The following is a 20,833-nucleotide window of genomic DNA, read 5'->3' on the forward strand; positions in this document are numbered from 1 at the left end:
GAAACCCTAGCGCGCGCGGAGTGACCGGCCGGTGACCAGCTGGTTACTCCAGACGCCGTTCGGTCGGTTCCATCGGTCCGGCGAGCCGGGGCCCGGAGAGCTTGCGCTCGAGCCTGCCGAGACCGGTGCGGACCGGCTGGGCGAGGTATTCGCCCAGTACAACGCCCGCCGCGAGGGCGAGCCCGATGGCGACCGCGGTCATCAGGGTGGAGATGTTGCCGCCTGGCGACACCGCTAATTGGTATAGACCACGATAGGTGGAAAGGCCGGGGAGCAGCGGAGTGATCCCGGACACGGCGACCACGAGCGGAGTAACTTTCAGCCGCCGGGCCATCACGCCGCCGCAGAACCCGACGAGTGTCGCCGCGATCGCCGAAGCGCTCACCGCGTCCAGCGTCGCGAGGATCAACGCGCCGTACACGAGCGCGCCGATCGCCCCGGCCGCGGCGGCCACGAGCATCGCGCGCAGTTTCGAGTACGAGGCGAGCGCGAAGCAGGCAGCCGCGCCCGCTCCGCCGACGACGATGATCGGCAGGTGCTGCGCGGTCGAAGCGGGAACGTCCGGCAACGGGGTGCGCGGCAGTTCGAGCAGCACCGCGATCCGCAGCGCGAGCACGACGCCCGCGATCAGTCCGGCACTCATCAACGCGGTTTCCATCGTGCGGCCGGACGCGGTCACGTAGTACCCGGTGATCCCGTCCTGCACCGCGGAAACGGTGGAGAGCCCGGACAGCAGCACGGTGACCGCCGCCGCGACCACCAGCGTCGGCCGGTCGGTGGTCAGGATGTTGCTGCTGACGATCACCATCGCCGACAGCGTCGCGAAGAGCCCGCCGACCACCTGCTGGAAGAAGAACGGCAGGTTGACCTTGTTGAGCAGCCTGCCGATCCGGTCGACCGCGGCGGAGATGACCATCGCGACGAGCGCGATGTCGAGCCCCCCGCCGAGCAGCAGCGTGATGAACCCGGCCAGTCCGCCCCAGGCGGCGGTCGCGGTCCAGCGCGCGTACGGGTGCGGCGCGGACGTGATCCGGTCCAGTTCGGTGACCGCTTCCTCGGCCCCGGTGCGGCCGCGGACGATCTGGCGCACGAGCGCCTCGGTCTCGGTCAGCCGGGTGTAGTCGAGACTGCGCGAACGGACCACTCGCAACGCGGTCACCGGCGCGAGGTCGGTGCCGCGGTGACAGGTGACGGTGATCGACGTGAAGATGACGTCGACCTCGCAGTGCGGCAGCCCGAGCGCGGAGGTGAGCGCGAGAATGGTCGCGGTGACGTCGGAAGCCCCGGCGCCGCTGGCCATCTGCACCTCGCCGATCCGCAGGGTGAGATCGAGAACGAAGTTGACGGTCGCGTCGTCCGGCGGCTTGGGCCCGATCGCCTCCTCGGACTCGACCGCGGGCTGTTCCGCCGTCGGAGCCTCGAGAATGTGCCAGGCGCGCCGGCGCAGCAGATTGGGCCGGTGCCGCTGGTTCGACCTCGGGTGCGGGGGCTCGAGAATCGGCCACCGTCTGCGCGCTGCCCCCTGGCCGGCACGCTCGTTGATCTTCATGATCGATCCCCACCTCCTCGTTCGTTCCCGGGGACCATCGGCCGTTTCGCCCCAGCTGTTGCAGTGGTGTCCGACACACCTGGGCACGATCGTGCCGCACCGGGGTGGATCTTGCCGATTTCCGGCCTTGACCTGGGAATTTGGGAACGGGTCGGCCGCCGGGGGAAGGGCAGGCGGCGAGGGGAGGAACCGCGTGGAGCCGGCAAGGGGACTTGAACCCCTGACCTACCGCTTACAAGGCGGTTGCTCTACCAACTGAGCTATGCCGGCGTCGCCTGTATCAGGCACCGGGAAGTGTATCCGGGTGCCGCGCCGCGCGGGCTTTCGGGCATTGGGCTATCGAGCGCTGTCGATGGTCACGAACGAACCGTCCACGAAGCCGAGGCAGGCGCCGTCTCGCTGGCTGAAGCGTTCCACCGCGCCGACGAACAGGGTGTGGTCGCCGCCGTCGTACTCCTTCCACGGGGTGCATTCGAACCACGCCGCGGTATTCGCCAGCCGCGGGGCGTACTCGCCTTCCACCCACTCCGGTTCCACCGCCGGCTTTCCCGCGAAGTGCAACGCCACCGCACGTTGTTCGGCGCCGAGCACGTTCACCGTGAACGGCCTCCCGGCGAGCAAGGCGTGCGCGCGGACCGAACGCTGGATCGCCACCAGCACCAGCGGAGGATCCAGCGAAACCGAGGTGAACGAGTTCACCGTGAGCCCGTGCCGTTTCGCCGCGCCGGTGCGGTCGACGCCGTCGAAGGTCACCACCGCGACACCGGTCGCGAACCGGCCGAGACAGCCGCGGAACTGCGCGGGAAGCCGGGGGAAGTCGTTGGTCACGGTCATCTCCGAACGCTCCTGTGTCACGTCGTCGGGGCTGCCCGCCGCGAAGGCGCGGCGGACGAGTGCGGACGACGGTAGGAACTGCCGGAAACCCGCGGCAACGGCCGGACCAGGCGAATCAGGCGCTGTGCGGGGATTGCACAGACTCCTGCGCGCCTTGGCCATTCGCGGTCCGAGCCGACTTGACATCCAGCGCAGCGGTTCTGGAACCACAGCGAACAGCGGCTCCGCGCGCTACCGCACGTCCCCGCTCCGGGTCACCATGGCCGGGCCGACCGCGCTGTCGGCACGTCCACGCCTCAACGAGGAGACGCAGATGCCAGACATCGGGATCATCGGAGCCGGCACCGCGGGCCTGCACCTCGCGCTGCTGCTCCAGCAGGCCGGGATCCCCACCCGGATCTACACGAACCAGACCGCCGGGCAGGTGGCGGCGGGGCGTCCGCAGAACAGCGTGTCGCACCACGCGCCGACGATCGCGCGGGAGAGCGCGATGGGGGTCAATTTCTGGCCCGCCGAGGAATACGGCTATCAGGTGCATTTCCACCACCTGAACGTGCCCGGCGGGCCGCCGGTCTTCCGCGGCGATTTCCTGCGTCCCTCGCGAGTGCTGGACTACCGGATCTACCTGCCGCGGCTGATGGCCGAATACGAGGACCGGGGCGGGACGATCGAGCAGCGCGCGGTCGAACCGGGCGATTTCGACCAGCTGGCCCGCCGGCACGACCTGATCGTGGTGGCGGCCGGGAAGCGGTCGTTCGCCGAGTATTTCGGAGAACGGCCGGAGGTTTCCCCCTACTCGAAGCCGCAACGGCACCTGGCGGTCGGGTTCTGGGACGGCGTCGCGCAGACCGATCCGCGCGCGGTGACCATGAGCATCTCGCCCGGCCACGGCGAACTGCTCGACCTGCCGATCACCACGTTCGACGGCTGGGCGAGCGCGCTGCTGTGCGAGAACGTTCCGGGCGGGGATCTGGAAGTGCTGATGACCCAACGGGAATCGGACGATCCCGAGGCCTATCGCCTGCTGATGCTGGAAAAGCTCAAACAGCACCATCCGACCGTCTACGAACGCATCGACCAGTCCCGGTTCCGGCTGATGCGTCCCGGCGACATCCTGCAGGGCGCGGTCCGGCCGGTGGTGCGGGAGGACTACCGGCTGCTCGACGACGGAACGGTGGTGCTGGCGCTCGGCGACGCGCATTCCACGGTCGACCCGGTCACCGGGCAGGGGGCCAACTCCGCGTCCTTCGAAGCGCAAGTCGCCGCGGACGCGGTGATCGAGGACGGCGTGGTCGACGAGCGCTTCGCCCAGAAGGTCGCGCTGCGCCGCCGCGAACGGGTCGACGGGCTGAGCACCTGGGTCAACACCATGATCGCCACGCCGACTCCGCCGCACGTCCAGGAACTCCTTGGGGCGATGTCCGGCATGCGGACGCTGTGCGACGAGTTCACCGAGAACTTCAGCTATCCGCACCGCAACGGGGATATGCTGGCCACTCCGGAACGGGTCGCCGCGGCGATCGCGCGACACGCCGCGATCGGAGCGGATCCCACCGAGCGAAAGAGGAATTGATGCACAAACTCCTGGTCCTGTACCCGCCTCCGGACGATCCCGCGGCTTTCGCCGAGTATTACGAAAAGCATCACCTTCCGTTGGTGCAGAAATTGCCGGGACTGCTCGGCTGGCGGTACAGCCTGCAAGTGCACGCCGAACCGGAAAGCCCGTACTTCGCGGTTTTCGAAGCGGAATTCGCCGACGCGGCTGCCTACGCCGCGGCGATGGCGACTCCGCAGGGCGAAGCGGTCCGCCGAGACGTGCCGAACTACGCCACCGGCGGTGCCATCGTGCTCGACTACCCGGTCGCTCAGTCCTGACCCCGCCTTTCGCCGCGTCGCGCGTTGTCCAGCGCGGCGCGGCGAAACGCGCTCGGCGCCATGCCGACCTGCTGGCGGAAGGTGCGGGAGAAATGCGAGGCCTCCGGGTAACCCCAGCCCGCGGCGATGTCCGCGATGGCCCGGTGCGCGTGCAGCGGATCGCCGAGTTCGCGGCGGATCGCCTCGATGCGCCGCTCCCGGATCCAGGCCGACACGGTGGTGCCCTGGTGCTGGAACAATCCGTGCAAATGCCGGGTGGAAATGAATACCGCGCGGGCGATGCGGTCCGGATTCAGGTCGGCGTCGCCCAGGTGGTCCAGAATGTACTCCCGGATCCGCAGCAGCAACGACAAATGTTCGCGGTCGCCTTCGGTGGTGCGCGCTAGCGCGGCAGTGCTCAGCAGCGCGGAAATCAGCTCCACCGCGGTGTGCACCACGCGCGTCGCGGCGGGGCCTTCCAGCGAAGCGAAATCGTGCGAGATCTCGGTGAGCAACGGCGTGACGAGCCGGGTCAGTGATTCCTCCGGACCCAGCGAAATGGCGGTGATCGTCCGGATCTGATCCGGGCTCGGGCTGACCAGATCGCGCGGGAACATGATCACCACGGTGTCGACCGGGCTGGCGAAACGCAGGTCATAGGGGCGCGCGGTGTCGTACACGCTGATGCTGCCCGGGAGCATCAGCGCGGTGCGGTTGTCCTGCACCAGTTCTCCGGTGCCTTCGATCATCAAGGTGATCTTGTAGAACAGCCGCCGGGAGACGTCGATGAGCGCTTGGGTTCGGTGCACCTCGTGCGGCGTCACGCGCAACCGGGAGAAGAACACGTCGTCGATGACGCGGCCGCGAATGGTGCCGGCGAACTGGCCGTCGCTGAGGTCGTCGACCATCAGCGGCACGAACGAGGACGACACCACGCGTTGCCAGGCCAGCGCCGATTCGGTCGCGAACGCGACCGGCGGCAGGAGGGTGGCGCTCCGTTTCCTGGTCGCCGGGGCTGCCATGGATCCTCCTCCGACTCCAGCGTCGAACGGCCTGCTTCCGAATGTAAACGGCGGGCTCCCCGCATGCACGGCCGTTCTGATTGTCGTTGGTGCGGCGAGCGCGGACCTTGTCCGGGCGCGCACAGCAGTGCACTCCGCCCGCAGGATTCAGCCGCGGCGGCGCGGGTCGAGCAATTCCGCGTTGCGGGTGGCGAAGGCGGCCAGTGCCTCGGCGCGGTCGTTGAGCCGTACCTCGCGGGACCACATCATCAGCACGTTCGCGACCGGGACCGCCGGCGTGATCTCGCGCAAGGCGAGCGGCAGGTCTTCGTAGGACCGGTTCACCGTGGGGCGCTGGATCAGCACCGAATAGCCGAAGCCGCGCGCGACGAGCGAGCGGGTCAGTTCGAAATCGGTGGTCCGCTGCTCCACCCGGGGCTCGGTGCCGGCGCGCTCGAACAGCATCCGGGTGTGCTGGGCGGCGGGCGGGAGATCGAGCATGATCATCGGCTCGACGGCCAGTTCGGCGACGGAGACCGTCTCACGGTGGGCCAGCCGGTGTCCGGCGGGCAGCAGCGCGTACGGCGGGGCGCTGTACAGCCGCACGGAATCGAGGCCGTCCGGCAAGGCGATGTCGTAGCCGATCGCCAAGTCCAGTTCCCCGGCGAGGAGGCGGCGGGGCAGTTCGGCCTGATTGCCGGTGACGACGGACAGGTCCACGCGCGGATGGTGGTCGCGGACCCACTTCATCAGGATGGGGACGATCGTCGGGGCCACGGTCGAATAGCAGCCCAGCACGAGCGGTCCGGCGAGTTCGCCGGCCCCGCCCGCGGCGGCCCGCTCGAGTTCGTCGGCCTCGCGCAGGAGCGCGGCGATCCGCGTGCGCAGGTGCTGGCCGGTCGGCGTGAGCGTGATGCCGTGCGCCTTGCGGCGGACCACGAGCTGACTGCGCAGGACGCGTTCCAGTTCGGTGAGCGCGGAGGCCACCGCGGTCGGCGTGACGTGCAGTGCGGCGGCCGCCGACGAGATCGATTCCGCCTCCGCGACGGCGGCGAAGTACTCGAGCTGACGCAGGGTGTAGCGCGGCATAACCAACCTCACCTGTGGTTATTGGCAGGTTATTTGAAGTTTACCTGCGGTGGTGTGCTGGATCACGCTGATCGGCGAGGAGGTCGAGATGACAACCGACAGCACGACGGCCCAGGAGATCCCGACCGCGGAGTGGGTGGACATTCCCGCCCTCTACGCCGATCCGTACCCGATCTACCGGCGACTGCGGGAACGCTCGCCGATCCACTGGATTCCGGCGCTCGACCGGTGCCTGGTCGTGGGTTACGAAGCCAGCCACGAGATCGAAGTCGACCAGGAACGCTTTTCCGCCGACGAGGAACAGTCGCTGATGAAGCGGTCCATGGGGCACAGCATGCTGCGCAAGGACGATCCGGAACACGCCGAGGACCGGAAGGCTTACGGCGGCGTGCTGCGGCCGAAGGCGATCAAACAAGAGTGGGAAGCGGTCTTCGAACGCAACTACCGCACCTGCGCGGACCGGTTGCGAGCCGCGGGTCCAGGCGCGGACCTGGTCGCCGAGTTCGCCGCGCCGTACGCCGCGGAAAACCTCCGGGCGGTACTCGGTTTCCCCAACGCAGCCCCGGAGGATCTGCAGCGCTGGTCGCAAACCCTCATCGACGGCACCGGAAACTACGCCGACGACCCGGAGGTGTGGGCTGCCGCGGAGCGCTCATCCCGTGAGGTCGACGAGGCAGTGGACGAAATGCTGCCGGTGGTGCGCGACCGGCCGGACGGCAGCCTGCTGTCGGCGCTCGGAGCTTCTGGGATGCCGCTGGAAGCGTTGCGGGCCAACGTGAAAATGACCATCGGCGGCGGACTCAACGAACCGCGGGACGCACTCGCGACCACCGCGTGGGCGCTGCTGACTCATCCCGATCAGCTGGCGGCGGTGCGGGAACAGGACCGTTGGCAGGACGCTTTCGAGGAGTGCATCCGCTGGATCGCGCCGATCGGCATGTACCCGCGGCAGGCGACGCGCGACACCGAACTGGCAGGCGTGGCAATCCCGCGCGGCACCCGGCTCGGAGTGGTGATCGGCGCGGCGAACCGCGATCCCGCGGCGTTCGCCGACCCGGATTCCTACGACATCGACCGTCCCCGCAAACCACACCTCGCCTTCGGCGGCGGCAACCATTTCTGCGCCGGAGCCTGGGTCGCCCGCACGTCGGTGGTCCGGGTCGCTTTGCCGCGCCTGTTCGAGGACTTCCCGGAGCTGCGCCTGGATCCAGCCCGCCCGGCAACCGTCGGCGGCTGGGTCTTCCGGGGCGTGCTGACCCTGCCCGTGCACTGGAACTGACGAGGAGCTTCGGATGCCCAAGGTCACTTTCCACTACGACGGCAACGTCAGCACGGTCGTCGCGAAGGACGGCAGCAACGTGATGCGCGCTGCGGTCGAAAACGGCATCGACGGGATTGTCGGCGAATGTGGCGGGCAAGCGATGTGCGCGACTTGCCATGTGTACGTCCGGGCACCGTATCTGCCCGCGTTGCCACCGCTGTCGGAAGAGGAAGACGAGATGCTGGAGTGCACCGCGGCGGACCGGGACGGGCGACGCAGCCGGTTGGGTTGCCAGCTCACGTTGGGTGGTGGGCTGGAGGAGGTTGAGGTGGATTTGCCGGAGACGCAAATCTGAATCGCGAGAATGCCGCGTCCAGAACGACGGGTGGGCCCGGCGAACGCGCTAGGCCCACCCGTAATCCGGAAGATCAGAAACCGTCGCAGGTGGCGGTTGCGAAGTTGCCTGCCGCCTTCGACGTCTTGGTTTCCTTGCCGTCCACGGTGACCTTGCAGGTCACCTCTCCGCCCTCGGCTCCGGTGGTCACCAGCAGGCTGCCGCCCTTGAACAGGCCCTTCGTGGTGATGTCTTTCGACCACGGGAGGGACTGCGGGTGTTCCTGGTTGGTGGCCGTGCTGCCGTCGCCGAAGGTGGTGTACGTGATCGAGGCGTCCTTCGCGGTGCCGGTGACCTCGTAGTGGACCGTTACCGAACGGTTTGCCTCGTTGTTGACCTCGTTGACCACCTTGGCGGCCGTCACGGTCCACACGATGCAGATCACCAGGCCGATCACCGACAGCACGAGACCGGCGATCGAGAGGCCCTTGTTCGTGGCCTTTCCGGACCGCGTCCGGACGAAGCCGAGCGCGGAGAAGATGATCCCGAGGATCACCAGTGGCCAGGCGATGATCCCGATGATCGGGAGGAACGCGAAAATCAGGCCGACCAGTCCGAGCACGAACCCGGCGGTGCCCAGCCCGTTCTTCGGCGGGGCGGGAGGGGCGGCCGGGGCCGGGTGAGGCGCGGGCGGCGGAGGAAAGTCAGGGGCGGACATGCGAGCCTTTCGTGATCGAACGTGCACAGACAGGTCGCTCGAATCGCCACGAGTGTTACGCGATGTCCGGAATTAATTCTGGCGCGGCTCCACGTGCACCCGTTCCCCCTGCGGTCCGAAGAGGATCAGCAGCTCGACCGCGCCTCCGTCGGCCGAGCCGAGCCAATGCGGTTCCGTGGTGTCGAACTCCGCCGCCTCGCCGGGCGGGACGGTCAGGTCCTTCGCGCCCACGATCAGCCGGAGGCGGCCGTTGAGGACGTACAGCCATTCGTAACCGCTGTGCGTTTTCAGCGCGGGTTCCGCGGAGCCGGCCGGGATCAGCATTTTGTACGCGTGCACCCCGCCCGGCCGCCGGGTGAGCGGCACGTAGGTCATCCCGTGCCGGTGGATCGGGCGCAGATGGACGCGCGGGTCGCCGGCCCGGGGCGCGCCCACCAGGTCGTCGACCGGCACGTCGTAGGCGCGCGACAGCGGCAGCAGCAGTTCCAGGTTCGCCCGGCGCTGACCGTTTTCCAGCCGGGACAGGGTGCTCTCCGAGATGCCGGTCTCCGCCGACAGGTCGGCAAGGGTGATGCCGCGCCGGTTGCGCAGGGTCCGCAACCGGGGGCCGACCGCGTCCAGGACTTCGTCGATCTCCGCCATAACACCCCAGTCTCGCCGAAACAGCGGGACTGGGGTGGGTCCGCGTCAGCCGACCAGTTCGGGAGCCGGTTTCGCGGCGCGCCGCGCGGGGGCGGTTTCCGGGAGGAGCAGCAGGCAGACCAGGCTCAGCACGAGCAGCGCGGCCAGGTAGTAGCCGACCGCGATGGCGTCGCCGGTCGCGGCGACGATCCGGTTGGCGATCATCGGCGACAGCCCGCCGCCCAGCACCGCGCCGACGTGGTAGCCCACGCCGAGACCGGATTGGCGCTGCTCCCGCGGGAACAGTTCGGCGAACCAGGTGTACATCGGTCCGAAAAGGATTCCGGTGGCGGTGAAACCGAGCAGCAGCGCGAGGAACACCGAGCTGATGGTGCCCGCCGACGCGATCGGGAACATCACGAGCGCGGCGAGGATCGACAAGGCCGAACCCGTCAGCATCACCGGTTTGCGGCCGATCCGGTCGGACAGCCAGGCGGCTCCGACGTTCGCGGCGGCGTGGCACAGCAGGGTGATCGTCGAGATGGTGACGATCGGGGCGCGCGGCAGGCCGAGGCCTTCCGGGGCGGCGGCGGTCGCGTACGAGAGCATGAACGTGACCAGCGCGAAAGTGCAGGCGGTGAGGCCGAGGTTCGCGCCGGCGATCAGCAGCAGCCGTCGCCAATTCGAGCGGAGGACGTCGGCGAGCGGCTTTTTCGCGCGCGTTTCCGCGGCGGCCATTTTCTCGAATTCCGGGCTTTCCGCGACGCCGCGGCGGACCCAGATGCCGATCGCCAGCACGATCCCGCCGGCGAGGAACGGGAGCCGCCAGCCCCAGCTCGTGACGTCGTCGTTGGGCAGCAGGAGAACCAGCGCGAAAGCCAGGTTCGCCAGCACGACGCCGATCGGCGAGCCGAGTGCGACGAAGGAACCGTAGAGGCCGCGCCGGTTTTCCGGCGCGTGTTCGACGGCGAACACGGCCGCGCCGGCGCTTTCCCCGCCGCGGGCGGCGCCGTGCAGCAGGCGCAGCCCGACCAGCAGCAACGGCGCGGCGATGCCGAGCACCGCGTACGGCGGGAGAACGCCCATGCCCAGCGTCGCGAAACCCATCAGGAGAAACGCGGCGTACAGCGCGGTCCGGCGGCCGCGACGGTCGCCGAGCCAGCCGAACAGCGCCGCGCCGAGCGGGGCCATCACGAAACCGATCGCGAAGGTCGCGAGGCTCATGAAGGTGCCGAACCAGGCGTTGCCGGTTTTGAAGAACACCGACCCGAACACGAGCGCGGCCGCGGTGCCGTAGATCGAGAAATCGTACATTTCGAGGGAAGTGCCGACGCCGGCGGCGAATCCGAGCCGCAGCACGCCGGGGGAATGCGCTTCGTCGCGCTTGGCCATAGCCGGCCTTTCGTCGTCTCGCGCGGAATGCGCGGAGTGTCCGGTGGTGGGAAACGGTGGACACAGCTTAGGGAAAACGTGACGAAGGAGGCAAAGTCCGATTTGCGGAGGATTGATAAATAAAATCTATCAATCAAGGCGCACTGCGGCCGGAATCGCGAGGATTCCGGCCGCGGCGGCTCAGTACAGTTCGATCACCAGTTTTTCCGAGCGGGCCCGCGACACGCACAGCGCCATCTGGTCGCCGGAAGCCTTGTCGCTGGCCGAAAGACACTGGTCGCGGTGCTCCGGCGTGCCTTCCAGCACCCCGGAAACACACGAACCGCAGATGCCTTCCTCGCACGATTTGAACACCTCGATCCCGTTTTCGGTCAGCACCGACAGGATCGACTTCCCGGCCGGGATCTCGAACACCTCGCCGGTGTCGAGTTCGACGGTGAACGGGCGGTCGCCGCTGGTGTCGACCTCGGCCGCGGTGAAATGCTCGACGTGCACCTGCGCCTCGCCGACCACCGGCGCGAACACGTCGGTGACCTGCTCCATGAATCCCTCCGGACCGCAGGTGTAGACGTGCCCGGAGGTGCTGAGCCCAGTCGCTACTTCGGCGAGCACGGCTGGCTGTTCGTCGCGCGGGACGCCGAAATACAGCAGCACCCGGTCCCGGAATTCAACCTGTTCTTCCAGCAGGGAAACAAAAGCCGCCGACTCCCGGCTGCGCGCGAAGTAGTGCAGTTCGAATTCCGCGCCGTCCGCGTGCAGCTGATAAGCCAGGCTCAGCAACGGAGTGATGCCGATGCCGCCTGCGATCAGCACGTGCCGGTCGGCGTCCGGAGCCAGTGAAAGCAGGTTCCGGGATTCGCCGATCTCCAGCTTGTCGTTTTCCGCGACGGTGTGCAGCGCCGCGGAACCGCCGCGCGAATCCGGCTCCCGTTTCACCGCGATCAGCAGCGACGACGTGTCGTCCGGCCGCCCGCACAGCGAATACTGGCGCAGGATCCCGGTCGGACCGGTGACGTCGACGTGCGCACCGGCGGGATGCGGTTCGAACGGCAGGCCGTCGGCGCGCACGAGGCGAAGCGCCCGGATCCCGGGCGCTTCCTCGACGATCTCGGCCACCCGGACCACGGTGTTCGGCATCGGCTCTCCGTTTCAAGCGGGTCAGCGCAGGTAAAGTCCGCCGTTGGCGTCCCAGCAGGCCCCGGTGACCGAGGCCGCGCCGGGCGAGGCGAGCAGCGACACCATCCGCGCGATGAACGCCGGGTCGCCGAGCCGTCCGACGGGGATGTTCTTCGTGAAGGCTTCGAGGTTGTCCTCGCCGACGATCGACCGCACCATCGGGCTGTCCTGCGGCCCGGGGGACACGGCGTTCACGGTGACCCCGCGCGGCGCGAGCTCCCGCGCGAACACCTTCGTGGCGGACATGATCGCGCCCTTGGACGACGCGTAGTGCCCGCCGGTGGCCGTCCCGCCGTTCTGCCCGGCCAGCGACGCCATGTTCACGATCCGCCCGTAGCCCTGTTCGGCGAAGTACGCGCCGAAGATCTGACAGGCGGTGAACGTGCCGGTGAAGTTGACCGCGAGGACCTCGTCGAGGTCTTCCGGCGTGATCTCCATGAGCGGCCGCGCCTGCGTGCGGGCCGCGTTGTTGACCAGCACCTGGACGCTGCCGAAATCGCGGACGACCTCGTCCTTCAGCTGCGCGAGCGCCGCCCGGTCCCGCACGTCGACCTCGTAGCCGCGGCAGCCGCGGAGTTCCGCGGCAAGCTTCTCGGCCGCTTCTCCGTTGACGTCCGCGATCGCGACGCGGTAACCCTCGGCATGCAGCTGCCGCACGATCGCTTCGCCGAGACCGTTCGCGCCGCCGGTGACGACCGCGACGTGCGGTTCCGCCGGCGCGTTCACAGCAGGAAACCCGCGGCCGGAACGGCGTCGTCGCTGTTGACCAGCCGGACGATCTTCAACGCGATCCGGTCGCCCTCGGGGCCCTCCGGCGAGAACCGGATGCGGTGCACCAGATCCGCCGCCCACAGGTCGTGGTTGCCGCGCTTGTAAGCGACGAGAATCTGTGCCGAACGCAGCACGACTTCCTCGTCGGAAACGGATTCCGGCACGAATCGCGCCACCGTGCGCACCGTGCGAGCGGAATCGACCGCGGCGAGCGCGTACCCCTCGGTCATCCGGGCGACGCGCATCTGCCGCATTCGCGCGTCGTCGTAGACCATGTTCAGCGAGCCGGCGAAATCGTCGGTTTCCCGGTCGATCGGGATGACGTAAATACCGTCCTCAGTGAACAGCTTTTCCCACGCGTGGTATTCGGTGCGGTCGAGCAGTTCCGCCTCGCGGTTGACGAGGTCGACGGCGCGGGCGACCCGGGCGTCAGTGGTGGGGATGGTTTCAGTCATCGCCCATCATCTCCTTCCACTGGGCGTACGCGGCGCGCATGCCGGTTTCGTCGGTGACGTGCGAGGTCGGCCAGCCTTCGGGGCTCGCCTTTTCGCGCGCCAGCCCGCGGTTGACCAGGATCGGCAGGTCCGGGCCGCCGTGCGCGCCGCGCTGCACGCGGTCCCAGCCCTCGGCGTCGTCCGGCGTGCCGAATCCGAACGGGCCCTGGAAATGCTCGTGGATGCGCAGCCGTTCGCGGTTGACGATGTCCAGCTCCGGCGGTCCGTCCGGACCGATCGCGACGTGCTCGATCAGGGTCTCGTTGACCGAAATCGGCCGCAGCACCCGGAAAAACGCCGCGGACATCGAAACGTTCGGGAAGAGGTTGAGGTTGAATCCGGTGCCGTGCATGGCGCGGACCACCTTGCGCACCCGCGCCTCGTCCAGCGTCTTCGACAGTTCGGCCACGACGTGGTCGAACCGGGCCTGCAGCGGCTCGGTGCCGTCGTCGACGTCAAGGTCGGAGTGTTCCGGCACCATCTGCATGACGCTGTGGCCGTTGCCGAGCGCGTGCGTGATCGCCGACGGATCGGTCATGAACGACATCATGTCGGCCGTTTCCGCGTCCACCGAAGCCATCCACGACCGGTGCACGATCGGGAAGTGGTAGCCGTCGGTGGTGTTTTCCAGCTGGATCTTCCAGTTTCCGCGGAATTTGAACTGGTGCTTGCCCAGCACCTTGATCGGGTAACCGCCGCCCTGCTTCATGAAGCGGTCGATCCACAGTTTCGCGTCGCCGAGGAAGTCTTCCAGCGATTCGCCGTCCTCGACGAAGGTCGCGAAGACCATGCCGCCGTACGATTCGGTGCGCAGCTTCTTCAGCGATAGTTCACCCTTTTCCAAGACGCCTTCGTAGCCGTCCGGGTAAGGGATGCCGCGCAGCTTGCCGTCGAGGCCGTAACTCCAGGCGTGGTACGGGCAGGTGAAGCCGTTGGCCTTGCCGCTCGGCTTCTCGCACAGGCTCGCGCCGCGGTGGCGGCAGCGGTTGAGCATCGTGTGCAGCGTGCCCTTGCGGTCCCGCGTCACGATGACCGGCTGGCGGCCGACGTAAGTGGACTTGAAGTTTCCCGGCTGGGCCAATTCGCTTTCGTGCGCGACCCATACCCACGAACGCTCGAAGATCTGCGTCATCTCGCGTTCGAAGATGTCCGGGTCGGTGTAAAGCCGGGCGGCGACCCGGTCGCTTTCGGCGAAATCGGCGGGAACTGTCGCGTTTTCAGTCATCAGGTCTCCGATTTCAGTCGGGCAGTTCGACGTCTTCGCGGACGGTCAGCGGACGGCCGATCCGGGCTTCGATCTTGGCGAAGCGCCACAGCTTCACGCCGTTCGAGCCGACCTCCGTGGTGCGCAGCAGGTTGCACCCGGCCTTGACGGTCTCCTGGCTGTCAGCGTCGGCGAGGATGTAACAGGTCCACGGCCAGCCGTCGGACGGGCCGACCATGTGCGAGTCGTCGTCGATGTCGCCGATGAAAGTGATGCCCGGCAACGCTTTCAGCTGGTCCATCATGGACACGAACGCCTGCCAGACGTCGCCGATAGTGATGCCGTCGGCGGGCAGGTCGAAGAAGTTCTGGTTGATGCCGATGCAGAAAAGCACCCGCAGGGGCTGCGTGCTCACGGTCGGAGACTCCTCGTCGTGGTGGTGGCTGGTCAGCGGAATCCGGGGCTGGTCGGCGGCTGTCCCATCAGAACCGCGCCGGCGGCGTCGTGGATGGCCGGGCCCAGGAACGCATGCTGCTTGGGTACCAGTGCGTCGCCCTGAAGTCCACGCAACGGATGGGTCGAGTAGATCGGCGCGGTGCCGGAGATCTCGACGAGCTTCGAAACGACCTCGGACGCTGTCTTGGCCAGGTGCGCCGACGAAAGCCGCAGCTGGGCGTTCTGCTCGTCGGTGGCCTCGTCGCCGGAAACGACGGTGTCCCAGACCTCGTGGCTGACCTCGTAGAACCAGGCGCGGGCGGACCGCAGCGCGGCCTCGGCCTCGGCGTACCCGGTGCGGTAGTAGCCGCGGTCGGCGAGCTTCGGCGCGCCGGTGACGCCGGTGTAGCCAGCGCCGACCTCCCGGGCGTAGTCGAGCGCGGCCCGTGCGACGCCCGCGCCGACGATGGCGAGAACCTGTGCGGCGTAAGCGATCGTGGGGTAGCGGTAGAGCGGTTCGTCCACGGTGGGCGCGCCGCCGCGGATGAACGTCCACTCGCGCGGGACCTCGACGTCGCGCACGACCAGGTCGAAAGAACCGGTGCCGCGCATGCCGACGACGTCCCACTCCTGGACGATCTCGACCTGCTCGGGCCGCAGCAGCGCGGTGCGCGGTTTCCCGCCGGTCGATTCGTCGCCGGGGATGCCGACGCCGAGGATGTCCGCGCCCATGCACCCGCTGGCGAACTTCCACCGGCCGTTCACGCGGAAGCCGGTTTCGGTCGCCGGGGCGGGCTGGACCGGGAAGAGCCCGCCGGCGAACGCGACGTCCGGACCGTCTTTGTACAGCTCGGCCTGCGTGTCCAGGGGCAGCGCGGCGAGGTAGACCAGCGACGAGCCGAAGCTGGCTACCCATCCGGTCGAACCGTCCACTGTGGAGATCCGCTCGATCAGGCGGAGGAATTCGGCGGGCGGGAGCGGGTTGCCGCCGAACTTCGCCGGCGTGCTGGCCCGGTAGACGCCGAGCTGCTTGAGCCGGTCGACGAAGTCGCGCGGAACGTAGCGTTGCTGCTGGAACTCGTCCTTGCGCTGGGCGAGCTCGGCGAGCACCTCCTCGACGGTGACTTCGCTCATCGCTGCTCCTCAGAATGCCGGTGCGGTGGCACTGACGGTACGAATCCCGCCCTCGCGCGGGAATTGGTAGTGCCTGAGCGGGCGTAGGGGATTTCTTCAGTGCGGCCCGCCAGCCAGGGGCTTTACCCTGAGCCGATGGAAGCGGACCCGCGCGCGCCCGAGCTGACGACGCACGATTTCGTCGCGATGCTCAACGCCAGCCGCACGTGCGTGCTCGTGCACGACGGCGCGACGAAGAACATCCTGTGGGCCAATCCGGCTGCCTGCGAGATGCTCGAATGGAGCGTCACCGAGCTGCGGCCGCTCAAGGCGAACCACATGAGCAGCTCCGCGCAGCAGTACGACCGGGTGATCGGCCGGGCCTGGCTGCAGGAGGCGGTCGACAAGGGCGTCAGCCGGATCGAATGGCACTACCGGACGAAATCCGGCCGGGTGATCCCGACGGACGCGGTGGCCACGCGGGTCGAGCTGGAACAGGGCCCGGCGGTGATGGTGCAGTTCCGCGACATCGAACGCGAGCAGGAAATCGAGCGCGAGCTGCGGTTGACCACGTCGTGGGTGGACGCGCTGGCCCGGCAGACGTCGGCGGTCGCGCTGATGCTCGACGGCTCGGGCGAGCTGCGGTTCGCGACGGACTCCGCGGTCGCGTTGTTCGGCGCGACGCCGGACGAACCGCTCGGCCGCCTGACCGACTACGCCGGCCTGCGCCTCGACGACCGTCCGGCCACCTGGGACGAGGTCCGCGAACGCGCGGCGCCGGCCACCCAGGTACGGCTGGAGATCGAGGGTCGCGTGTGGCTGGAGGGCAGCGTCGAACGGCTTCGCGAGCCTGGTGGGGACGCGTTTCTGCTGCTGCTCTACGACGTGTCCGAACGCGTCCGCGGCGAGGTCCGGCGTGAGCGGGAACTGCACCGGGAGAATTACCTGGCGCGCTACACCGCGATGGGCGACATGGCGATGGCGATCGCGCACGAGCTGAGCCAGCCGCTCGCCGCCGCGGGCAACTTCCTGGCCGGGGTCCGGTCGCGGACGCTCGACGCCGCGCCGGTCGTGTACGGCATCGACAGCGCGGTCCGGCAGATCGAGCGGGCGAGCCAGATCGTGTCGTCCGTGCGGGCGTTCGTGGGGCATCTGGAGCACGTGGAGCAGGTGGCGGATCTCAACGAGATCGTCGAGGAATGCCTGTATTTCGTGCGGTTGCGGGCGGAACCGGCGGCGATCGAGGTGACCTTCGAGCGGTCCGCCGAGCCGGTTCCGGTGCACTGCGAACGCGTGCTGACCGGCCAGGTCGTGCTGAATCTGTGCTTCAACGCGATCGAGGAAATGGCGCAGTGCCCGCAGCAGCGGCGCAGCCTGGTGCTCACCACGCGCCGCGACGGCGACACCGGGGTGGTCACCGTGGACGACCGCGGCCGCGGCTTCCCGCGCAACCCGTTCGACGAGTCGTTCACCGCGAAGGAGCGCGGCAGCGGCATCGGGCTGGCGCTGAGCCACCGCATCATCACCCGCCAGCACGGGACGATCTGGGCTGAACACCGGGCAGGCGGCGGTTCGCGGTTCGGCTTCGCACTGCCCGCCACCGGCCCGGGTTAGGAATTCTTCAGCTGTGCCGGGGAAGTTCTCGATATCCCGCGAGCGGTGCGGCTTTGTACGGTCGAGGCAGTCCCGGCCCCAGTCCTAGGAGGCACCGTGTCCGAGCTGACCCGGACCCAGCGCGAATTCCGCACCGCGATGGCCAACCTCTCCGCGGCCGTCAACGTCGTGACCACCGCAGGCCCGCACGGCCTCGCCGGGATGACGGTGAGCGCCGCCTGCTCGGTCACCGACAGCCCGCCGACCGTGCTCGTGTGCGTCAACCGGGCGAGCCGGTCGCACGCGATCCTGGTCGGCAACGGCCGGGTCTGCGTCAACGTCCTGGGCCCCGGCCAGGAGGACCTGGCCATGCACTTCGCCGGCGCGACGAAGGTGCCGACCGCCGAACGCTTCGACCAGGACTGCTGGGACCTCGACAGCGAGGACGCCCCGGTCCTGCGCGGCGCGGCGGCCTCGCTGGTCGGCCGGATCGTCGCAGAACAGGAGCACGGCTCGCATTCGGTGCTGTTCGTCGAGATCGAGAAGGTGCTGACCGCGCCGGACACCGGCGCTCTGGTGTACTTCCAGCGCCGCTTCCACCGGCTTGCCGCACTCAGCGCCTGATCGACGCCTGATCGAGGAGAACCCGTGGACCGGATGACCCTGACCTGCTACAACGACACGCACGGCTACGGCTGGCGGCACGTCGATCTCTTCGTGCACGACGAAAACGGCTGCGAGCTGGACTGGGTGCACTGGCAGGCCCCGGCCGACGGCCCGGACGCCGCGGACGAGGCCACCGCCCGCGTCGAACCGCTGCTGCGCCGGACGTCGGAGTGGCGGCACGCGGTCAGCGCGAGCGGCATGGACTACTGGACCGCCGACGCCGCCTGGATCCAGCCGTGACCGCCCGGTGGTCGCTGCGCGCGCTGGTCGCCGATCTGGCCGCCGGCCGGACGACGCCGGAAGCCGCTGTTGCCGAGGCTCGTTCGCGGATCGCCGCGGCTTCCTTCGACGCTTGGGTTTCGTCGGCTTACGTGCCTGTTTCGCCGGGTCCGCTTGGCGGAGTTCCGTTGGGTGTCAAGGACATCATCGACCTGGCCGGACTCCCGACCCGCTGCGGTTCGGTCCTGCGCGCGGACGCTCCACCGGCCACTGTGGACGCTTCGATCGTCCGCGAATGGCGTCGCGCCGGAGCGGTGCCGATCGGCAAGACGGTGACTACGGAATTCGCGTTTTTCGCTCCCGGACCCACGGACAATCCCGCCGCGCCCGGCCACACCCCCGGCGGTTCCTCCAGCGGTTCCGCCGCCGCCGTCGCCGCTGGACACGTCCCGCTGGCTTTGGGCTCGCAGACCGCCGGCTCGGTGACGCGACCGGCCGCGTTCTGCGGAGTCGCCTCGCTGGTCATGACCCGGGGCCGGTACCCGGTCGACGGCGTCACTGGCCTGAGCCCGAGCCTGGACAGCCACGGCATGTTCACCGCGACGGTTTCCGACCTGGCCCTGGCCTGGTCCGCGCTGTCGGGGGAGCCAGAGGTCGCTCCCGTCGCCCCGCGTTTGCTGGTGTGGTCGTCTGCCGACGTGAGCCCCGCGATGGAGAATGCGGTCGGCACTGCGGTTTCTCGGCTGCGTGCCGCCGGTGCCGTCGTCGACGAATTCCCGGACCCGGCTCTGGTGCCTGCCTTGACCGCCGCACATCCCGTGGTGATGGCCTACGAGGCGGCGCGGGAACGTTCGGTCGAGCTTGCTTCCGCGGACCGGCTCAGTGCTCCATTGGCGCAACTCCTGCGTACCGGCGCGGAGATGCCGCGCGCGGAGTACGAGGCCGCGCTGGAGGTCGTCGCTTCCGGTGCTTCCCGCCTCGCCGAGATCGTTGGCGGTTACGACGCCGTCCTCGCCCCCGCCGCACTCGGCTCAGCCCCCGCTGGCCTGGCCGCGACCGGCGATCCCGTGCTCAGCCGCCCGTGGCAAGCGCTCGGCCTGCCGGCCGTCGCCGTGCCGGGCCTGCGCGACGAGGCTGGGTTGCCGTTGGGCTTGCAGCTGGTCGGCAGTGCTTCCGGCGAGTCCGCGCTGCTGGGCACGGGTTGCTGGGTGGAGGCCGCGCTCACACGGTGACGCGATGGGTGAGGATGTCGCGGACCAGCGTCCCCAGGCTGTCCGCCGACGTCTTCGCCTTGATCCGCGCCCGGTGCACGTCGACGGTTTTGACGCTGGTGCCCAGCCGGTGCGCGATCGCCTGGCTGGGCATCCCGTCGACCACCAGCCGCAGCACCTCCCGCTCGCGCTGGGTCAGGGTGTCGAGCCGGGCCCGGACCGCCTGCCGCTCCGCGTGCTCCGCGAACCGGCGGCGCGCCTCGACGAGCTGGGTCTGGACCACCTCGACCATGCGCTGGGCCTGATAAGGCTTCTCCAGGAAATCGACCGCCCCCGCGGTGAGCGCGCGGACGGACATCGGAATGTCGCCGTGCGCGGAACAGAAAATGAGCGGAGCCGGACAGTCGATTTCCGCGAGCTTTTCCTGTAATTGGAAGCCGCTGATCGCGGGCATGCGCACATCGACGATCACGACCGCGGGTTCGGCCGGATCGAATTCGTCGAGGAACGTCTGGGCGTCCGGGTACGTCAAGGCCTGCACGCCGACGCTCTCCAGCAGGAAAACCAGGGACTGCCGGAGGTCCTCGTCGTCGTCCACCACGTGCACGACCGGATCGTCGCTCATGGCTTCATCAGCACCGACGCCGACGGATAGTCGCTGGCCCAGCCTTCCGGAAGCGGGGCGATGAAGACGTTTTCGGTGCGAGTGCGAGTGATCCGCCAGGTGTCGCCGACGCGCCGGAACGCGTTGTTCAACCGGCTGGACCGCAAGAGTGCTTTCCCGTCGGAGAACAGCCACGGTTGCATGTGGATCCATTGCCCGGTGGCCTCGTCGCCGTCCACGTGAATTTGCTCCGAGGTGAGATAATGCGCGTTCAGCAGAAGTTCGGGGTCTTTCTTCTCGCCCCAGAACCGCTGGAAATGCGCCCGGATAGCGGCCGCGCCCTCCGCCCGGCCGAACTGCCCGTCGTAGTACTCGCCGACGCCCTCCCAGACCGCGTCCTCGGTGTAGAGCTCCATGATGAGATCGATCCGCTCGTCGTCGTCCGCGACGCCGAACTCCGGGCAGGGCGTGTCGCAGAGGAACATGTAGCGCGCCTGCACCCGCCGGATCTCCGCCTCGGCCTCAAGCACCCCGACCCGCCGCACCAGCCCCGCGACGGTCTCCTCCAGCGCAGCCACCCGCCGGTCCTGGCTGAGAGCGGCGGAGTCGGACGGTGCGGGATGGTTGGGGGACATGTGTTTTCCTCACCAGGGGGTAGCGACGGTTGACGGTTCAGCGCCGGGTCGGCCTTTCG

At 68.7% G+C, this 20,833-nt stretch carries 23 protein-coding genes and 1 tRNA gene; 8 read left to right on the forward strand and 16 right to left on the reverse strand.

Annotated elements, in window-relative coordinates:
* Window positions 1–43: 43 nt before the first annotated feature.
* The 3 genes from F9C12_RS27120 to F9C12_RS27130 form a co-directional block, all read right to left on the reverse strand.
* Window positions 44–1,549: a threonine/serine exporter ThrE family protein gene (locus F9C12_RS27120; RefSeq protein WP_409184610.1), complete on the reverse strand. Its 1,506-nt coding sequence runs from the start codon at window positions 1,547–1,549 to the stop codon at window positions 44–46.
* Between the two features lie 194 nt (window positions 1,550–1,743).
* Window positions 1,744–1,819: transfer RNA gene (locus F9C12_RS27125), tRNA-Thr, on the reverse strand.
* A gap of 66 nt (window positions 1,820–1,885) precedes the next feature.
* The gene (locus tag F9C12_RS27130; RefSeq protein WP_409462238.1) at window positions 1,886–2,383 is read right to left on the reverse strand and encodes a flavin reductase family protein; all 498 of its coding nucleotides are present in this window, start codon (window positions 2,381–2,383) and stop codon (window positions 1,886–1,888) included.
* A 313-nt stretch (window positions 2,384–2,696) separates the two neighbouring features.
* On the opposite strand from F9C12_RS27130, the gene F9C12_RS27135 reads away from it, so the two are divergent.
* Together F9C12_RS27135 and F9C12_RS27140 are read left to right on the forward strand one after the other, a co-directional pair.
* Complete coding sequence (locus F9C12_RS27135; protein ID WP_409184612.1) at window positions 2,697–3,956, forward strand: styrene monooxygenase/indole monooxygenase family protein; 1,260 nt, start codon at window positions 2,697–2,699, stop codon at window positions 3,954–3,956.
* Window positions 3,956–4,258, forward strand: coding sequence for an EthD family reductase (locus F9C12_RS27140; protein ID WP_409462239.1), 303 nt, complete (start codon window positions 3,956–3,958; stop codon window positions 4,256–4,258). The genes F9C12_RS27135 and F9C12_RS27140 overlap by 1 nt, the downstream gene beginning before the upstream one ends.
* Here F9C12_RS27140 and F9C12_RS27145 read toward each other — a convergent pair.
* Both F9C12_RS27145 and F9C12_RS27150 read right to left on the reverse strand, forming a co-directional pair.
* Entirely contained in the window at window positions 4,249–5,259 is a 1,011-nt protein-coding gene (locus F9C12_RS27145; RefSeq protein WP_409462240.1) for a helix-turn-helix domain-containing protein, read from the reverse strand. The two genes, F9C12_RS27140 and F9C12_RS27145, sit on opposite strands and share 10 nt — an antisense overlap.
* A gap of 147 nt (window positions 5,260–5,406) precedes the next feature.
* Window positions 5,407–6,327 carry a LysR substrate-binding domain-containing protein gene (locus F9C12_RS27150; RefSeq protein WP_409462241.1) on the reverse strand — a complete coding sequence of 307 codons (921 nt, stop codon included), beginning with the start codon at window positions 6,325–6,327 and terminating at the stop codon, window positions 5,407–5,409.
* Between the two features lie 88 nt (window positions 6,328–6,415).
* Here F9C12_RS27150 and F9C12_RS27155 point away from each other — a divergent pair, with 88 nt between their 5' ends.
* Together F9C12_RS27155 and F9C12_RS27160 are read left to right on the forward strand one after the other, a co-directional pair.
* Window positions 6,416–7,606 carry a cytochrome P450 gene (locus F9C12_RS27155; protein WP_409462242.1) on the forward strand — a complete coding sequence of 397 codons (1,191 nt, stop codon included), beginning with the start codon at window positions 6,416–6,418 and terminating at the stop codon, window positions 7,604–7,606.
* 13 nt (window positions 7,607–7,619) lie between these two features.
* Complete coding sequence (locus F9C12_RS27160) at window positions 7,620–7,943, forward strand: 2Fe-2S iron-sulfur cluster-binding protein (protein ID WP_409184617.1); 324 nt, start codon at window positions 7,620–7,622, stop codon at window positions 7,941–7,943.
* A gap of 73 nt (window positions 7,944–8,016) precedes the next feature.
* Here F9C12_RS27160 and F9C12_RS27165 read toward each other — a convergent pair whose 3' ends face one another.
* From F9C12_RS27165 to F9C12_RS27205, 9 genes are all read right to left on the reverse strand, one after another.
* Window positions 8,017–8,640, reverse strand: coding sequence for a DUF4190 domain-containing protein (locus tag F9C12_RS27165; protein WP_409462243.1), 624 nt, complete (start codon window positions 8,638–8,640; stop codon window positions 8,017–8,019).
* Window positions 8,641–8,712: 72 nt separating this feature from the next.
* Window positions 8,713–9,282 (reverse strand): helix-turn-helix domain-containing protein, encoded by a 570-nt coding sequence (locus tag F9C12_RS27170; RefSeq protein WP_409462244.1) that lies wholly within the window; start codon window positions 9,280–9,282, stop codon window positions 8,713–8,715.
* A 45-nt stretch (window positions 9,283–9,327) separates the two neighbouring features.
* Window positions 9,328–10,653: an MFS transporter gene (locus tag F9C12_RS27175; RefSeq protein WP_409184620.1), complete on the reverse strand. Its 1,326-nt coding sequence runs from the start codon at window positions 10,651–10,653 to the stop codon at window positions 9,328–9,330.
* A 180-nt stretch (window positions 10,654–10,833) separates the two neighbouring features.
* Window positions 10,834–11,790 (reverse strand): PDR/VanB family oxidoreductase, encoded by a 957-nt coding sequence (locus tag F9C12_RS27180; RefSeq protein ID WP_409462245.1) that lies wholly within the window; start codon window positions 11,788–11,790, stop codon window positions 10,834–10,836.
* Between the two features lie 21 nt (window positions 11,791–11,811).
* Window positions 11,812–12,555 (reverse strand): SDR family NAD(P)-dependent oxidoreductase, encoded by a 744-nt coding sequence (locus F9C12_RS27185; protein ID WP_409462246.1) that lies wholly within the window; start codon window positions 12,553–12,555, stop codon window positions 11,812–11,814.
* The gene (locus tag F9C12_RS27190) at window positions 12,552–13,055 is read right to left on the reverse strand and encodes an aromatic-ring-hydroxylating dioxygenase subunit beta (protein ID WP_409462247.1); all 504 of its coding nucleotides are present in this window, start codon (window positions 13,053–13,055) and stop codon (window positions 12,552–12,554) included. Before F9C12_RS27190 ends, F9C12_RS27185 begins: the two co-directional genes overlap by 4 nt.
* Window positions 13,048–14,319, reverse strand: a complete 1,272-nt coding sequence (locus tag F9C12_RS27195) for an aromatic ring-hydroxylating oxygenase subunit alpha (RefSeq protein WP_409184624.1) — start codon at window positions 14,317–14,319, stop codon at window positions 13,048–13,050. The genes F9C12_RS27190 and F9C12_RS27195 overlap by 8 nt, the downstream gene beginning before the upstream one ends.
* A 13-nt stretch (window positions 14,320–14,332) precedes the next feature.
* A complete protein-coding gene (locus F9C12_RS27200) occupies window positions 14,333–14,713 on the reverse strand; it encodes a hypothetical protein (protein ID WP_409184625.1) in 381 nt (126 codons plus the stop codon).
* Between the two features lie 32 nt (window positions 14,714–14,745).
* On the reverse strand, window positions 14,746–15,867 hold the full coding sequence (locus F9C12_RS27205) for an acyl-CoA dehydrogenase family protein (RefSeq protein ID WP_409462248.1): 1,122 nt from the start codon (window positions 15,865–15,867) through the stop codon (window positions 14,746–14,748).
* A gap of 135 nt (window positions 15,868–16,002) precedes the next feature.
* Between F9C12_RS27205 and F9C12_RS27210 the strand changes: the two genes are divergently transcribed.
* The 4 genes from F9C12_RS27210 (at window position 16,003) to F9C12_RS27225 (ending at window position 19,556) form a co-directional block, all read left to right on the forward strand.
* Window positions 16,003–17,460 (forward strand): ATP-binding protein, encoded by a 1,458-nt coding sequence (locus F9C12_RS27210; protein ID WP_409462249.1) that lies wholly within the window; start codon window positions 16,003–16,005, stop codon window positions 17,458–17,460.
* A 96-nt stretch (window positions 17,461–17,556) separates the two neighbouring features.
* Window positions 17,557–18,063, forward strand: coding sequence for a flavin reductase (locus F9C12_RS27215; protein WP_409184628.1), 507 nt, complete (start codon window positions 17,557–17,559; stop codon window positions 18,061–18,063).
* A gap of 33 nt (window positions 18,064–18,096) precedes the next feature.
* Window positions 18,097–18,345 (forward strand): hypothetical protein, encoded by a 249-nt coding sequence (locus F9C12_RS27220; protein ID WP_409467081.1) that lies wholly within the window; start codon window positions 18,097–18,099, stop codon window positions 18,343–18,345.
* Window positions 18,342–19,556, forward strand: coding sequence for an amidase (locus tag F9C12_RS27225; protein ID WP_409462250.1), 1,215 nt, complete (start codon window positions 18,342–18,344; stop codon window positions 19,554–19,556). The genes F9C12_RS27220 and F9C12_RS27225 overlap by 4 nt, the downstream gene beginning before the upstream one ends.
* On the opposite strand, the gene F9C12_RS27230 is transcribed toward F9C12_RS27225, so the two are convergent.
* Both F9C12_RS27230 and F9C12_RS27235 read right to left on the reverse strand, forming a co-directional pair.
* Window positions 19,546–20,160, reverse strand: coding sequence for a response regulator transcription factor (locus F9C12_RS27230; RefSeq protein WP_409184630.1), 615 nt, complete (start codon window positions 20,158–20,160; stop codon window positions 19,546–19,548). The genes F9C12_RS27225 and F9C12_RS27230 overlap by 11 nt on opposite strands.
* The gene (locus tag F9C12_RS27235) at window positions 20,157–20,774 is read right to left on the reverse strand and encodes a nuclear transport factor 2 family protein (protein ID WP_409462251.1); all 618 of its coding nucleotides are present in this window, start codon (window positions 20,772–20,774) and stop codon (window positions 20,157–20,159) included. The genes F9C12_RS27230 and F9C12_RS27235 overlap by 4 nt, the downstream gene beginning before the upstream one ends.
* Between the last annotated feature and the right edge of the window lie 59 nt (window positions 20,775–20,833).

The sequence above is a fragment of the Amycolatopsis sp. GA6-003 genome (genome assembly GCF_046267895.1).
In the GTDB taxonomy this organism is placed as follows: Bacteria; Actinomycetota; Actinomycetes; order Mycobacteriales; family Pseudonocardiaceae; genus Amycolatopsis.